The sequence below is a fragment of the Providencia sp. genome, from assembly GCF_003533305.1.
Taxonomy (GTDB): domain Bacteria; phylum Pseudomonadota; class Gammaproteobacteria; order Enterobacterales; family Enterobacteriaceae; genus Providencia.
Genome location: NZ_DOEH01000022.1, coordinates 104160 through 120485 on the forward strand (window position 1 = coordinate 104160; position 16326 = coordinate 120485).

10 protein-coding genes are annotated in these 16326 nt (G+C 39.0%); 4 read left to right on the top strand and 6 right to left on the bottom strand.

Going from position 1 to position 16326, the window contains the following annotated elements; genetic code table 11:
- Positions 1–55: 55 nt before the first annotated feature.
- On the bottom strand, positions 56–1495 hold the full coding sequence (locus DD649_RS14330) for a catalase (protein ID WP_294108098.1): 1440 nt from the start codon (positions 1493–1495) through the stop codon (positions 56–58).
- A 353-nt stretch (positions 1496–1848) separates the two neighbouring features.
- On the opposite strand from DD649_RS14330, the gene DD649_RS14335 reads away from it, so the two are divergent.
- Positions 1849–2391 carry a YfaZ family outer membrane protein gene (locus DD649_RS14335; RefSeq protein ID WP_294108044.1) on the top strand — a complete coding sequence of 181 codons (543 nt, stop codon included), beginning with the start codon at positions 1849–1851 and terminating at the stop codon, positions 2389–2391.
- A 205-nt stretch (positions 2392–2596) separates the two neighbouring features.
- On the opposite strand, the gene tyrP is transcribed toward DD649_RS14335, so the two are convergent.
- Complete coding sequence (gene tyrP, locus DD649_RS14340; RefSeq protein ID WP_294108099.1) at positions 2597–3745, bottom strand: tyrosine transporter TyrP; 1149 nt, start codon at positions 3743–3745, stop codon at positions 2597–2599.
- 494 nt (positions 3746–4239) lie between these two features.
- Between tyrP and DD649_RS14345 the strand changes: the two genes are divergently transcribed.
- Positions 4240–5580 carry an anaerobic C4-dicarboxylate transporter gene (locus DD649_RS14345; RefSeq protein ID WP_294108048.1) on the top strand — a complete coding sequence of 447 codons (1341 nt, stop codon included), beginning with the start codon at positions 4240–4242 and terminating at the stop codon, positions 5578–5580.
- Between the two features lie 122 nt (positions 5581–5702).
- Here the strand turns inward: DD649_RS14345 and yfaE are convergent, their stop codons facing one another.
- The 4 genes from yfaE to ubiG form a co-directional block, all read right to left on the bottom strand.
- Positions 5703–5966 (bottom strand): class I ribonucleotide reductase maintenance protein YfaE, encoded by a 264-nt coding sequence (gene yfaE, locus DD649_RS14350; protein ID WP_294108050.1) that lies wholly within the window; start codon positions 5964–5966, stop codon positions 5703–5705.
- A gap of 2 nt (positions 5967–5968) precedes the next feature.
- Entirely contained in the window at positions 5969–7105 is a 1137-nt protein-coding gene (gene nrdB, locus DD649_RS14355) for a class Ia ribonucleoside-diphosphate reductase subunit beta (RefSeq protein ID WP_294108052.1), read from the bottom strand.
- Between the two features lie 11 nt (positions 7106–7116).
- Positions 7117–9408, bottom strand: a complete 2292-nt coding sequence (nrdA, locus tag DD649_RS14360) for a class 1a ribonucleoside-diphosphate reductase subunit alpha (protein WP_294108054.1) — start codon at positions 9406–9408, stop codon at positions 7117–7119.
- 335 nt (positions 9409–9743) lie between these two features.
- Positions 9744–10466, bottom strand: a complete 723-nt coding sequence (ubiG, locus tag DD649_RS14365) for a bifunctional 2-polyprenyl-6-hydroxyphenol methylase/3-demethylubiquinol 3-O-methyltransferase UbiG (RefSeq protein ID WP_294108056.1) — start codon at positions 10464–10466, stop codon at positions 9744–9746.
- 288 nt (positions 10467–10754) lie between these two features.
- Here ubiG and gyrA point away from each other — a divergent pair, with 288 nt between their 5' ends.
- Together gyrA and rcsC are read left to right on the top strand one after the other, a co-directional pair.
- Positions 10755–13346: a DNA topoisomerase (ATP-hydrolyzing) subunit A gene (gyrA, locus tag DD649_RS14370; RefSeq protein ID WP_294108058.1), complete on the top strand. Its 2592-nt coding sequence runs from the start codon at positions 10755–10757 to the stop codon at positions 13344–13346.
- 129 nt (positions 13347–13475) lie between these two features.
- Entirely contained in the window at positions 13476–16322 is a 2847-nt protein-coding gene (gene rcsC / locus DD649_RS14375) for a two-component system sensor histidine kinase RcsC (protein WP_336430867.1), read from the top strand.
- Positions 16323–16326 lie beyond the last annotated feature (4 nt).

Genomic DNA, 16326 nt, shown 5'->3' on the forward strand with positions numbered 1-16326 from the left:
GAAGAAATTGAAAATCAGGCTCTATTTTTAGAGCCTGATAATTAATATTTAAGTATTACTTCAGTGCATTCAGCGCTTTTTCAACACCAGCACCATATTCAGGATGGACTTGTTTGAATAATGCAATTTGACGTACTTGTGTCGTCTCAGTCGCATCAATCAGTTCACCTGCGATACGTTGGAACATACGTTGGTGTTCTGCATCATCTAATAGTTCATACAATGCTCGTGGCTGGCTGAAATAGTCTTGGTCTTCACGATGATCCCAATGGTCAGCAGCACCTTCAATAGATAATGGCGGCTCACTATAATCAGGTTGTTCTTGGAATAAACCAGCTTCATTTGGTTCGTAGGTAACGTTATTGCCACTGTTACCATCAACACGCATTGCGCCATCACGGTGATAATTATGGAATGGACAACGTGGTGCATTTACTGGGATCTGATGGTGGTTAACTCCGAGGCGATAACGATGTGCATCACCATAAGAGAATAAGCGGCCTTGTAACATTCTATCTGGTGAGAAACCAATTCCAGGGACGATATTGGCTGGACTAAATGCGGCTTGTTCAACATCAGAGAAATAGTTATTTGGATTACGGTTAAGTTCGAAATAGCCGACATCAATTAATGGATAATCTTTATGTGGCCAAACTTTAGTCAAATCAAATGGGTTATAAGGCACTTGCGATGCTTCTTTCTCTGGCATGATTTGGACTTGTAAATTCCAACGTGGAAAATCATTTTTTTCAATAGACTCAAACAGGTCACGTTGGGAGCTTTCTCTATCTTTAGCAACGATTTGCTCTGCTTGTTCATCGGAGAGGTTTTTAATGCCTTGTTGGCAACGGAAATGGAATTTTACCCAGTAACGTTCATTATTGCTATTGATGAAGCTATAAGTATGGCTACCAAAACCATGCATATTACGGTAGCTTTGTGGAATGCCCCTGTCACTCGCATCAATGGTTAATTGGTGTAAAGACTCAGGTAATTGGGAGAAGAAAGCCCATTTGTGTTCCATGGTGCGTAAGTTAGAGCGCGGATCGCGTTTTACCACATGGTTTAAATCTGGGAATTTTAAAGGGTCACGGAAATAGAAGACAGGCGTGTTGTTACCCACCATATCCCAATTTCCCTCTTCTGTATAAAACTTGAGGGCAAAGCCGCGAATATCACGTTCGGCATCAGCTGCACCACGTTCACCCGCAACAGTTGAGAAGCGTGCAAACATCTCTGTTTTTTTACCGACTTCTGAAAAAATCTTAGCACGGGTATATTGAGAAATATCATGGGTGACGGTAAAAGTCCCAAAAGCGCCTGAACCTTTAGCATGCATACGTCGTTCTGGGATGACCTCACGATCAAAATGGGCTAATTTTTCTAAAAACCAAACATCTTGTAACAACATTGGACCGCGTTTACCTGCTGTCATAACATTATTGTTATTGGCAACTGGTGCTCCAGAGGCGGTAGTAAGACCTTTTTTTGTCATCATCTGCTCCATTGCTTTGGATTTATAAACTGTATAAAAGTAATTAACTAGTTAATTTTCTTGTGATAATTAATATTATTTACTATAAAAAACGCATGATTTAGTATAGTAAGTATTAAATTAATAATCTAATCAGAACAACCAATTACTGCAATTAAGGTAACAAGACAGTCTTTTACGTTCTATTGGGTGTTGTAATAGTATATACCCTTTATAAAAACATGGTTATAGGTTAAATAGTGAATTTATCGTGCTTTTATCATGTTGATTGCGTAAATCTTGGTAAGAATGACTGAGAAAAAAGATAAAATCGCGTAGTATCCCTACGTAATAATATAATGAGGATAATAATTATGCGTAAAGTTTTACTTATCGTCGCTGCAACGACCCCACTTTTTTGGGGAACAGCACATGCAGTTTCAGTTAGCGCTCAAGCGGGTAAACACTATACTGAATTAGATGCAAGCCTTGGTAATCGTAATGCGGGCCTGGCTTTGAATGGCTCATGGGCACGTAGTGATCATGATGGTCAGCTCGGTAGCGTTGGTGCAACATTTGGTTTGCCAGTAGGTCCGTTTGCTGCTTATGTTGGGGGAAAAGCATTATATTTATCACCTGATAACAATAGCAACGGTGCTGCACTTGCTGTAGGTGGTGGATTAAACTGGCAAGCATTGCCTTCGCTCAACATTTATGGTGAAGCATATGGTGCGCCAGAATCCCTGACATCTGGCAGTAAATCCTATGTTGAAGCTAAAGCAGGGGCGCGCTATACCGTATTTAAACCATTATCTATTGATGCAGGTTATCGTGTAATAGAAATGAAAGGCACACATAATAAGTCTAACGAGAAAATTGCAGATGGACTGTACCTTGGTGCGGGTCTCTCATTTTAATTTGTTTTATCTTGTAGACTATAAGCTATTTAGGATTGCCAAAGGGCATACTTATGTATGCACTTTTGGTAACTTTCGTTACGGCTTAGCTACAGTGTGACTTTTTTGAAAAATAATTAAGCTTAATTATTTGAAATAAAAAAACACCCCAAAGATTGAAAACAATTTTGGGGTATTTTTTATGGTATCAATAGTTAAATGCAAACTAGCCTACATTGGGCAAATATCCTGCCACAATTGAAAATTGGATAGCGATTACGGCAAAACCACATAATAGAACTAGCGCTAATATAGGGAAGCCGCCTTTAACTTGGTATTGACCTTTAGCTTCAACTTTTCGAACTCGCATTGTTAATAATGCAGGAATAATCAGTGCTAATACAGATAGTGCAACGGCGGCATAAGTTAACGCCTGAACAAAGCTACTGAAAAATAGCGCTGCTAATAATGGTGGAACGAAGGTGAGCAAGCCTGTTTGCACGCGGCCTATTAAACGATTACTACGCTTGAAAAGGTCAGCGAGATAATCAAATAAACCTAAAGCCACACCTAAGAATGAAGTTGCTAGCGCTAAATCCATAAATAGGCTGACTGCAATATTTACTTTTGGTGCTGAAACAACATCACGGATCGCGGTTAATAAACCGTTTAATCCAGACTCTTGAGCGAGAATACCCATGAAGGTGCTTGATGGAATTGAGCCTAATGTGGCAATTTGCCATAAAATATAAGCAACTAATGGAATCGCACTACCAGTGAGGAAAATCATCCGTAATTTACGAACATCCCCATTCATGTAGTTGACTAAGCTTGGCACGCTGCCATGGAAGCCGAAAGAGGTGAAAATAACCGGTACAGCAGCAAGTAGCAGGCCTTTTTCAAGTGGCATGGTACTCAAATTGACAGCTTCAGCATGAGGCATCATAACGACAAGCATGATAACTAAAAAAATAGTTTTTGCTGTAAATAGTATTCTATTAATAAAATCAACAGAGTGCGTGCCAACACATACAACAGCGCCCCCAACAAGGGTAAATAGAACAATTGCAGTATTCGTTGAGACCTTGATACCCCACCAAGAAGACAAACTATCTGAGATTAGGACACCCGCCCCACCAATATAAGCGGTAGTTAGTGCATACATTAATAGCAGCATACTCAGACCTGTCGCGAGTTGACCCGCAGGGCCAAGATATTTTTTTGCGATAGTCCCTAAACCCATATTGGCAGGATTATGTTGATAAACCTCTACCAGTAATAATGAGGTATAACTCATTAACATCCATAACCCAACAAGTAAACAGACGATACCTGTAAAACCTACACCTGCAGCGGCAAGCGGCATTGCCAACATCCCTGCGCCTATTGTTGTTCCTGCAACGATTAACACACTGCCAAGAGTACGATTCTTCACAAGTTCCTCTGATTGAATTCGATATATTAATTTGCCAAGCAGATTATGCGATTGTGATTAACCTGTCAAATCAAAAGTACAGATGATGTAATCTTATCTTTACACTTGCATGATATAAATAATAGTGAGTTTTAAAAAGCATTAATAATATAAAAAAATGGCAAGGATAAATATTAATATAAATTATGAATTAAGATGATTAAAGGTAAATTTCAAGAGGGGAAAATGTTATCAAGTATGATTTAATTGCTTGATTTTACTTGAATTTAGTTTTAACAGAGTAGTATGGCAGTTACTTAAGTTGAATTTTGTGACAATGGCTAAAAAAAGACCTTAAAAATAAAATTAAATTCATTTTTAAATTATCATAAATCAAATTCACGCTTCAATATCATCCGGATAATGTATAGAAACCTATATATAAGGATGGAACTATGGACTTTATGATTCAGCTTGCCATTATTCTCGTTTGTTTGTTCTACGGAGCAAAAAAAGGGGGAATGGCATTGGGGCTTTTGGGTGGTGTCGGCCTCGTTATACTTGTCTTTGGGTTCGGTTTGCCGCCAGGAAAACCGCCTGTAGACGTCATGCTCGTAATTATTGCTGTTGTTGCAGCATCAGCAACTTTACAAGCATCAGGCGGTTTGGATGTCATGCTGCAAATTGCAGAACGACTATTACGTAAAAATCCAAAATACATCTCTATTGTGGCACCATTTGTGACTTGTATCTTAACCATGTTGTGCGGTACTGGGCATGTGGTATATACAATTTTGCCAATTATCTATGATGCGGCTATTAAAAATAATATTCGTCCAGAAAGACCAATGGCAGCCAGTAGTATTGGGGCTCAAATGGGGATCATCGCCAGCCCAGTATCAGTGGCTGTGGTATCACTAGTCGCGATGCTAAATGGAGTGACAATTAATGGGCAATCCCTTGAGTTTCTAGATTTACTTGCAATCACTATTCCATCAACTCTACTTGGTATTTTAGCTATTGGTATTTTTAGCTGGTTCAGAGGGAAAGATCTTGATAAAGACCCGGTGTTCCAAGAGTTTATATCTGTACCGGAAAATCATGATTATGTATACGGCGGAAGTGTCACTTTACTGAATACAAAATTACCTAAGATTAATTGGGTGGCAATGTGGATATTCTTGGGCTCTATTGCTGTTGTCGCATTGCTTGGTGCATTCACTGAATTGAGACCGTTAATTAATGGCAAGCCATTATCAATGGTACTTGTTATTCAGATGTTTATGTTATTAGCTGGTGCATTGATCATTATTGTTTGTAAAACGAACCCAGCACAAATATCTAAGAATGAAGTCTTTCGCTCAGGGATGATTGCTATCGTTGCGGTATATGGTATCGCTTGGATGGCTGAAACCATGTTCGGCGCGCACATGGATGAAATCAAAGGCACTTTAGGAGCATTAGTCAAAGACTTCCCTTGGGCTTATGCCATTGTTCTATTGTTAGTGTCTAAGTTTGTTAACTCCCAAGCGGCAGCTTTGGCTGCGGTAGTGCCTATCGCTTTGGGCATTGGCGTTGATCCTGCTTATATTATTGCATCTGCTCCTGCCTGTTATGGTTATTATATTTTACCGACATACCCAAGCGATCTCGCTGCTATCCAGTTTGACCGTTCGGGTACAACACGTATTGGTAAATATGTTATTAATCACAGCTTTATTTTACCGGGATTGATTGGTGTCGGTGTATCCTGCGTGTTTGGTTGGGTATTTGCTGCGATGTATGGCTATTTGTAAAAGAAAGGCGAAATAGAGTTGTTTTGGTAAAATAACTGCGATTGCACAATTTAATATGACAATGACATTATTATATTAAAGATAAACGGTGCAATCGCGGTATTAATATAGATTTAGAAGCGCTAACCGATTTCAATATCTGAAAGGGGCTGGCAACAACAGGGCAGTATTTCACCTTCTTGAACATAGGCGAGGGGCTTATGTTTATACCCCACTTTTCCTTTGTGTAACGTCACTCGGCATGAACCGCAGTAGCCTTCACGGCACTGATATTCAGCCGGAATACGACTATCTTCAAGTGCTTCCAATAAACAAGAGTGAACGTCAGCATGGTAGGGGATCTGCACACCCTGCGTTAAACGCAGGGTGACTTTATGACTTGCCATAATTAGAGTTCGAAATCACTCAGATCGTCGGTATCAACTTGAGAGTCAATTTGGCCGACTAAATAAGAACTGACTTCAACTTCTTGTGGCGCCACTTGAACGTTATCTGAAACTAACCAAGCGTTAATCCATGGGATCGGATTTGAACGACCTTCAAATGGTAATTTGAGTCCAACAGCTTGCATACGAATATTGGTAATATATTCAACATACTGGCAAAGTATGTCTTTATTTAAACCAATCATCGAGCCTTCGCTAAATAGGTATTCAGCCCACTCTTTTTCTTGCTCTGCCGCATCAACAAATAATTGATAACACTCTTGTTCACATTCAGCTGCAATTTCTGCCATCTCAGGGTCATCTTGACCTGAACGAAGCAAATTCAGCATATGCTGTGTACCTGTGAGGTGAAGAGCTTCATCACGAGCAATCAGTTTGATGATTTTTGCATTACCTTCCATTAATTCGCGTTCTGCGAAAGCAAAGGAACAAGCAAAACTGACATAAAAACGGATAGCTTCAAGAGCATTAACACTCATTAAGCACAGATACAGCTGCTTTTTCAGTGCGCGCAGTGAAACAACCACTTGTTTACCATTACAAGTATGAGTACCTTCACCAAACATGTGGTAATAGTTAGTCATCTCAATCAGTTTGTCATAGAAAGATGAGATATCTTTTGCGCGCTTGAGTATTTCTTCATTCTCGACAATATCATCGAAAATGATTGCTGGGTCATTAACGATATTACGAATGATATGCGTGTATGAACGAGAGTGAATAGTCTCTGAAAATGACCAAGTTTCAATCCATGTTTCTAATTCAGGAATTGAAATTAGAGGCAAAAGTGCCACATTAGGGCTGCGACCTTGAATTGAGTCAAGCAGCGTTTGGTATTTCAAATTACTAATAAAAATATGTTTTTCATGATCTGGCAATGCGTTGTAGTTGATACGGTCGCGAGACACGTCAACTTCTTCCGGACGCCAGAAAAATGACAATTGTTTTTCAATCAATTTCTCAAAAATAGGATATTTTTGCTGATCGTAGCGTGCAACGTTAACAGGCTGGCCGAAAAACATCGGCTCCTGTAGTTGATCATTCTTAGTTTGAGAAAAAGTCGTATATGTATGTGACATAACCATTCCTATTAAATTTTACACGCGCCGCCTTCACAATCGGAATCCGCTGACTCAACAACTTCTTCCAGATCGCCTTGAACATCATCCGCGCCATCGCGAGTGTTGTGATAGTAAAGTGTTTTCACACCAAACTTATAGGCGAGCAATAAATCTTTTAGCAATTGGTTCATTGGTACTTTGCCGCTCGAAAAGTGAGTTGGGTCATAGTTTGTATTGGCCGAAATCGATTGATCGATAAATTTCTGCATAATACCAACGAGTTGCAAATAGCCGCTATTTGATGGCATTTGCCATAATAGCTCATAAGCACCTTTTAGGTTTTCGTAGTCAGGAACAACTTGACGCAAAATACCATCTTTAGATGCCTTAATACTGATATAGCCACGTGGTGGCTCAATGCCATTGGTTGCGTTAGAAATCTGAGATGATGTTTCTGAAGGCATCAATGCAGATAATGTTGAGTTACGCAGACCGTGTTGCTGAATATCTTTGCGTAGTGTTTCCCAATCATAATGCAATGGCTCATTAGTTAATTTATCGAGGTCTTTTTTATAAGTATCGATAGGCAAAACGCCTTGTGAATAAGTCGTTTCGTTAAACCATGGGCAAGCGCCTTGTTCTTTGGCTAATTCATTAGAGGCTTTCAACAGGTAATATTGAATGGCTTCGAATGTTTTATGTGTCAAATTATTTGCACTACCGTCGGAATAGCGAACTCCATGCTTAGCTAAATAGTAAGCATAGTTAATCACACCAATACCGAGGGTACGGCGACCCATTGAACCTTTTTGAGCAGCAATAATTGGATAATCTTGATAGTCGAGTAGGGCATCCAATGCACGTACAGCTAGTACTGCAAGCTCTTCTAATTCATCAAGGTTACTAATTGCGCCGAGATTAAATGCAGACAATGTACAAAGTGCAATCTCACCATTCTCATCATTAATATTATTTAATGGCTTAGTCGGTAGTGCGATTTCTAAACAGAGATTCGACTGACGTACAGGCGCAACTTGTGGGTCAAAAGGACTATGCGTATTACAATGGTCAACGTTTTGAATATAAATACGACCCGTTGATGCACGTTCTTGCATCATTAGTGAAAATAGTTCGACAGCTTTAATGCTTGATTTACGAATATTTTCATCTTGTTCATAGCTGACATAGAGGCGTTCAAATTCATCTTGATCCGCAAAGAAAGCTTCGTAAAGGCCTGGAACATCTGAAGGACTAAATAACGTAATGTTTTGGTTTTTAATTAAACGCTCATACATTAATTTATTGAGTTGCACACCATAGTCCATATGACGGACACGGTTACCTTCAACACCACGGTTATTTTTTAAAACGAGCAGGCTTTCAACTTCTAAATGCCAAATTGGATAAAATAGTGTTGCAGCACCACCACGAACGCCACCTTGTGAACATGATTTCACGGCAGTCTGAAAATGTTTATAAAAAGGAATACAACCTGTATGGAATGCTTCACCACCACGGATTGGGCTACCTAATGCACGAATACGTCCTGCATTAATGCCGATTCCGGCACGTTGTGATACGTATTTCACAATAGCGCTGGAGGTTGCATTGATAGAATCTAGGTTGTCACCACACTCAATCAGTACACAAGAACTGAATTGACGTGTTGGTGTGCGAACACCAGCCATGATAGGTGTCGGCAATGAAATTTTGAATGTTGATACCGCATCATAGAAACGACGAATATAATCAAGGCGCGTTTCTTTTGGGTAATGTGAAAACAGGCACGCAGCAACAAGGATATATAAAAATTGTGCGCTTTCATAAATTTCGCCCGTAACGCGATTTTGGACTAAATATTTTCCTTCAAGTTGCTTAACTGCCGCATAGGAAAAATTCATATCACGCCAATGTTCAATAAAACCATCCATTTGCTCGAACTCTGCTTCGCTGTAGTCTTCTAGCAAATGCTTGTCATATTTACCCATTTCAACAAGACGTTTGACATGAGTGAACAATGCTGGTGGCTCAAATTGACCATAGGCCTTTTTACGAAGGTTAAAAATCGCTAAACGAGCGGCAAGATACTGATAGTCCGGAGTTTCTCCAGTGATCAGGTCAGCTGCGGCTTTGATCATCGTTTCATGGATATCTGAAGTTCTGATCCCGTCATAAAACTGAATCTGTGAACGCAGCTCCACTTGTGAAACAGATACGTTACTGAGGCCTTCAGCTGCCCAGGTTATTACCTTGTGGATTTTATCGAGATCGATACGTTCTTTGTGTCCATCACGTTTTGTGACTAACAGACTCTGGTTCATGAGCAAATACACCTTGGTTGGGCCACAAATAATGTCACGTAAACATAAAAAAAGCCCATGATTTGATACCATGAGTCTTGTAGCGATATGTTGGGATTAACACTATATGTAGTGGTTTGTTGATTTCACAATAACAAGATAATGTTAATATGTGATTTTATCAAGTGTACAAAATGGGGTGATCTTGTGGATAACAGTTTGGATAAGAAAACAGATCATGTCGGTAAGCTGCATGGTAAAAGGAACTAATAAAAAATATGCTTCCGACATGAAGGCTAAAATTAATTTTGTAAAGTGAGACCGTTTGCTGTTTTCTTAAACGTACCGCTTGCTATTTATTCGCTTATAGTATGTAACATATAGTTCACATCAACGTTCGGGCCTAGCGAAAACTTATCAGTTAACGGGTTGAGATGTAACCCTATGATATGTTTGTCCTTTAGTTGTGTATTATCGACCCAGCTAATTAATTCTGAAGGACGAATGAATTTTTTTGCATCATGGGTTCCTTTCGGAACAATTTTCATCACATATTCAGCCGCAACAACCGCCATTAACCATGCTTTCTTATTTCGATTAATAGTTGAAAAAATAACATGGCCGCCTGGCTTAACTAATTTAGCACAAGCTCTGACCACCGATTGTGGGTCAGGGACGTGCTCAAGCATTTCCATACAGGTTACAATGTCATAAGCATGCGGATACTTATCTGCATGCTGCTCAACAGTTTCTTGTACATATTCGACAGGAATGCCTGACTCAAGAGAATGCAGGCGAGCAACCATGAGAGGATCTGCACCCATATCTAAACCCGTCACATTTGCACCTTCTCGCGCCATACTTTCTGACAAAATACCGCCGCCACAGCCGACATCGAGTATTTTTTTGCCAAATACACCATCAACGCGTTGCATGATATAACCTAGACGTAGTGGATTAATTCGATGTAAAGGGGCAAATTCGCCTTCTAAATCCCACCAACGGGAAGCAATAGCTTCAAATTTTTCAATTTCTTGTTTATCGACATTGAGATACGCTTGGGTTTGAGTATCACTCATGAGAGGAGCTCCTATCCTATAGAGATGCCCGCAAGCTAACTTCGTAAATCTTACAAATAATAGAATCTATTTTTAGGCGCTATTATTAGAGGCTATTGTTCACTCAATTCGCAAGTTTCGGACATGTAAACTAATTTGCGACTATTATACATAGCTTGAAAGACAAATACCCACTTCTATTATTTTTATTAGAAAAGACAAATACCCGTTGCTCTTATTTTTATTAAATTGATGAATTGTGGTATAGTTCTACTCTTTGAATCCGAAGTTATGAGGGACAGTGGTTCCATGAGCGAGATTGCCAGAGAAATCACACCGGTAAATATCGAAGAAGAGCTGAAAAGTTCGTATTTGGATTATGCAATGTCCGTTATTGTCGGACGTGCGCTTCCAGATGTTCGAGATGGACTGAAGCCGGTACACCGCAGAGTACTCTTTGCGATGAATGTATTGGGAAATGATTGGAATAAACCCTATAAAAAATCTGCCCGTATAGTCGGGGACGTTATCGGTAAATACCATCCACATGGTGATAGCGCTGTTTACGAGACCATTGTTCGTCTTGCACAGCCTTTCTCTATGCGTTATATGCTGGTAGATGGTCAAGGTAACTTTGGTTCGGTCGACGGCGACTCTGCGGCTGCTATGCGTTATACGGAAATCCGTATGGCGAAAATTGCCCATGAAATGCTGGCCGATCTTGAAAAAGAAACCGTAAATTTCGTCCCAAACTATGATGGTACAGAGCAAATCCCTGAAGTTATGCCAACACGTATCCCTAGCCTATTGGTAAATGGTTCGTCAGGTATCGCTGTCGGGATGGCAACAAATATTCCTCCGCACAATTTAGGGGAAGTGATTAACGGTTGCCTTGCTTACATTGATGATGAAGATATTAGTATCGATGGCTTGATGGAGCACATTCCGGGACCTGACTTCCCAACTGCTGCTATCATTAACGGCCGTCGTGGCATTGTCGATGCTTATCGAACAGGTCGCGGTAAGGTTTATATTCGTGCCCGTGCTGAAGTTGAAGTTGATGAGAAAAATGGTCGTGAAACAATTATTGTTCACGAAATTCCTTATCAAGTGAACAAAGCACGTTTGATTGAAAAAATCGCTGAACTAGTTAAAGAAAAACGCGTTGAAGGTATCAGTGCATTACGTGACGAGTCTGATAAAGACGGTATGCGTATTGTGATTGAAATTAAACGTGATGCAGTTGGTGAAGTGGTTCTGAATAATTTATATTCATTAACACAACTCCAAGTTTCTTTTGGTATCAATATGGTTGCTTTACATCAAGGCCAACCAAAAATATTGAACTTGAAAGATATCATCGCTGCGTTTGTTCGCCATCGTCGTGAAGTCGTTACACGCCGTACTATTTTTGAACTGCGTAAAGCGCGTGACAGAGCCCACATCCTTGAAGCTCTTGCAATTGCATTGGCGAATATCGACCCAATTATCGAATTAATTCGTCAAGCATCAACACCAGCAGAAGCAAAAGCAGGTTTGATTGCTCGTTCATGGATGTTAGGTAATGTTGCTGCAATGCTTGAACGTGCAGGTGATAATGCTGCGCGCCCTGAATGGTTAGAAGACCAATTTGGTGTGCATGACGGTGAATATTTCCTGACTGAGCAACAAGCACAAGCAATTTTGGATCTGCGTCTACAAAAACTGACAGGTCTAGAGCACGAAAAATTACTGGATGAATATCGTGAACTTCTCAAGCAAATTGAAGAGTTGTTATTTATTCTGACCAGTCCTGATCGTTTGATGGAAGTCATTCGTGAAGAACTCGAAGCTATTCGTGATGTTTATAATGATGCGCGTCGTACAGAAATTACTGAAAATACGGCTGATATCAATATTGAAGATCTGATTAATCAAGAAAATGTGGTTGTTACCTTATCTCACCAAGGTTATGTGAAGTATCAGCCATTGACTGATTATGAAGCGCAGCGCCGTGGTGGTAAAGGTAAATCCGCAGCACGTATCAAAGAAGAAGACTTCATTGAACGTCTATTAGTTGCTAACACTCATGACACCATATTGTGCTTCTCTAGTCGTGGTCGTTTGTACTGGATGAAGGTTTATCAGTTACCTGAAGCTAGTCGTGGTGCGCGTGGTCGTCCAATTGTTAACTTGTTACCACTTGAGCAAAATGAGCGTATTACCGCTATTTTACCTGTGCGTGAATATGAAGATGGGTACTTCGTCTTTATGGCTACTGCGAGCGGTACTGTGAAGAAAACGCCTCTGCAAGATTTCAGCCGTCCGAGAAATGGCGGGATTATTGCTGTTAACCTTAATGAGGGCGATGAGCTAATTGGTGTTGATTTAACCAATGGTTCTAACGAAGTGATGTTGTTCTCTGCTCAAGGGAAAGTTGTTCGTTTCGCTGAAGATGCTGTGCGTGCAATGGGACGTACTGCAACGGGTGTACGTGGTATTAAATTAGTGAACGATGATAAAGTTGTATCACTAATCATCCCACGCGGTGAAGGACATATCTTAACAGTAACCGAAAATGGTTACGGTAAGCGTACTGCTGAAGAAGAATACCCAACCAAGTCGCGTGCGACGCAAGGGGTAATTTCTATCAAAGTTAGCGAGCGCAATGGTCATGTTGTCGGTGCAATTCAGGCGGACGATGCCGATCAAATCATGATGATCACAGATGCAGGTACATTGGTACGTACCCGAGTTTCTGAGGTAAGCGTGGTGGGTCGTAATACTCAGGGTGTAACCTTGATTAGAACGGCAGAAAATGAAAAGGTTGTTGGCTTACAACGAGTTGCTGAGCCTGAACCTGAGGATTACATCAGTATTGCAATGAATAAATTCCTTGCAGTTATTGACGCTACATCTTAATCATTTTAAGTGGATGGCAATAAAGCCATCCACTTTTCAATTGAATCACGCTACTTTGAGATTTAATCGCTTTTCATTAAGTTTATCGCGTATACTTAGTCGTAGTCATTCGGCTCTGTAGGAAAAAGATTGAGATATTTACCCTCGTTTAAGACATCGCTCAGATTATCTCGAGATTTATTTCGTATCCTCGGCTTGATGTTGTGGGGAATGGGTGTTTTTATCACTTTATTCTTTATCTACATGCAATTTAATGAAAATAAATCAGAAATTCGTCAACAGTTTCACTCTGGCTATGATAATTTACAATCATATATTCAGCAAACAGCCTCTACTCTACGTTCCATTCAGTCGATGACTGAGCAGCACAGACTTAAATTAGATGAATTTAGAGAAAAATCAGGTAGTAAACTCGATTTCATGGCATTACCCACCTCTCAGTCATATTCTTTTTATCCTCTAACGCCGAGTTCTGATTGCGAATATTTTAAAGAAAAAACAGAGAGCTATTTGCTCGCGTTTGAACAACTTAATTACTTTTGGAAAGATAGTATTGCTGCGCCACAGGGGCTTAACCACGTCTATCTGATAGGCTCTACAAGTTACTGTATGGTAGATTATCCTATTCGTTCAATGGTCTCAGATATTGAAACATTAAAAAAAGTAGGCTATGAAAGTGTTCGCGCATACAAAAGCTTTAAGTTACAGGGACAAGAACGAAATTTATATACAGTAGTACGTGGCGCACAATCGGATAATGGCCAAGTTTATTTAGTGTTACCGGTATTTAATGCATCAGTGTTAACTGGCTTTATTGGTTTAGAACGAACAATCAATTTAAATCAATTTAATTTACGTAATGATAAAACAGTCGAAATTATGATTGTTAATCATTATAACCAACCCACATTATATTACCCTAATGATTTAAACCCTAAAAATTCTACACTGCTTAATATTAGTGAGCCTTATTTCTTTGGTTTTAACTCCGATTATTCGAAGCTTATTTTTAAAAAACGTCTGGTGCCATCAAACATGGCCGTTATTTATTCAATCGCAACCATTGAAATTATAGAGAATTTAAAAGGGGTTATATTCTATGGTGTATTGATAAATATTATAACCGGACTCCTTATTTTCTTTTTGATTTGGTTACTTGAAAGAAAAATGTTAGAACCTGCGGCTAATACCGCAATACGTCTAGAGGAACATGAACAATTTAACCATAAAATAGTTGCTTCAGCACCTGTGGGGATCATTATTTTAAGGTTAACGGATGGCGGTAATATTTTAAGTAATGAATTAGCACATAATTATTTTCGTTTACTCAGTGAAGATGATAAGCAACGTATCTTGATGATTATTAGGCAAAAAACTAGTAATTACATCGATGTTGTGACAATCAATAATACTCACTTGCAGATCAGTTTCGTTAATTCACGTTACCAAAATGAAGACGTTGCTATTTGTGTACTTATTGATATTAGTATTCGTGTACAAATGGAAAAATCTTTACAAGACGTAGCGGATGCCGCAGAACAGGCTAACCTGGCAAAATCAATGTTCTTAGCAACAGTCAGCCACGAATTAAGAACGCCTTTATACGGCATTATTGGTAATATCGAATTACTCCAACGTTATGATTTATCAGAAAAAGCAAATCGACTTGTTTCGACGATGGATAACTCCTCATCACTTTTATTACAGATCATAAGTGATATTCTTGATTTCTCGAAAATAGAATCTGAACAATTAAAAATAGAAAATAAATTGTTCAATTGTCGAGATGTTTTTTCTTTTGTACTGGCCAATTATTTACCGCTGATTACTAAAAAACAAATTTCTATTTACGCATACATTGAGCCTAATATTCCTGATCTTATTTTAAATGACTTTGTTAGGTTGCAACAAGTCATCTCGAATATAATTAATAACAGTATAAAATTCACACACTCAGGATTTGTTTTGCTCTATGTTTGGAAAGATGATAATTACTTAAAAATAGAAATTAGGGATTCTGGTATTGGCATGACACAAACTGTTGTCATGCAACTATTTGATCCATTTTTTCAAGTATATGACCAAAATAATACAGGGCATAAAGGAACTGGTTTAGGCTTAGCTATTTGTGAAAAACTAGTTAGTTTGATGGATGGTGACATTGAGGTAAGTTCACATTTAGGATTAGGTAGTTCATTTACTATCCGAATTCCGTTATATGGGCAAGAATATATTACCCATTATGTGCCTGATTATCGATTAAATTATCGTATCGCAATAGTGTGCAAAAATGAATTCTTAATGCATTTTCTATCTCGGTTATTAATACATCATAGTTTTATTGTATTGACCGATAAGCTAATTGATAAAGATAATACTTATGATTTATTGATTACTGATAATAATGACAATTTGAAGGTATTGAGCCACAATATCATTAGACTTTCGAGTATGTATGCGGGCGATTTCCGTGAAACTTGTCAAAATGAGTGGATTTATAATACCTATCAACTCGATAACTTACCGATATTAATCGATAAAATTATTGTTAAAGCGACTGATCAAATACATAAAGGACCACAAAATAGCCCTGAGTCTCTCGAGGCTGATCGATCTTTAAGTGCCTATAATGTATTGATTGTCGATGATCATCCAATTAACAGATTATTATTAAGCGAACAGTTAGCGAGTATTGGATTTACCACGCGTACAGCAGTTGATGGTCTTGATGCACTTAAATACTTAGGAAATTATTCAGCGGACATTGTTTTGACTGACGTCAACATGCCAAATATGGATGGGTATGAATTAGCACGAGAACTACGTAAAACAGGCTTTAAGTTGCCAATTATCGCTTTAACTGCCAATGCAATGGCTGAAGAAAAACAACGTTGTATTGAGGCAGGGATGAATGATTGTTTATCTAAACCAACTACCATCGCGATATTAAGAGAAACCTTGGTTCGATATTGCTAAACAT

Excerpts from the sequence above, each read along its gene's own strand:
- DD649_RS14330 (WP_294108098.1), bottom strand. The coding sequence starts at position 1,495 with ATGACAAAAAAAGGTCTTACTACCGCCTCTGGAGCACCAGTTGCCAAT.
- DD649_RS14335 (WP_294108044.1), top strand. The coding sequence starts at position 1,849 with ATGCGTAAAGTTTTACTTATCGTCGCTGCAACGACCCCACTTTTTTGG.
- tyrP (WP_294108099.1), bottom strand. The coding sequence starts at position 3,745 with ATGTTGGCAATGCCGCTTGCCGCTGCAGGTGTAGGTTTTACAGGTATC.
- DD649_RS14345 (WP_294108048.1), top strand. The coding sequence starts at position 4,240 with ATGGACTTTATGATTCAGCTTGCCATTATTCTCGTTTGTTTGTTCTAC.
- yfaE (WP_294108050.1), bottom strand. The coding sequence starts at position 5,966 with ATGGCAAGTCATAAAGTCACCCTGCGTTTAACGCAGGGTGTGCAGATC.
- nrdB (WP_294108052.1), bottom strand. The coding sequence starts at position 7,105 with ATGTCACATACATATACGACTTTTTCTCAAACTAAGAATGATCAACTA.
- nrdA (WP_294108054.1), bottom strand. The coding sequence starts at position 9,408 with ATGAACCAGAGTCTGTTAGTCACAAAACGTGATGGACACAAAGAACGT.
- ubiG (WP_294108056.1), bottom strand. The coding sequence starts at position 10,466 with ATGAGTGATACTCAAACCCAAGCGTATCTCAATGTCGATAAACAAGAA.
- gyrA (WP_294108058.1), top strand. The coding sequence starts at position 10,755 with ATGAGCGAGATTGCCAGAGAAATCACACCGGTAAATATCGAAGAAGAG.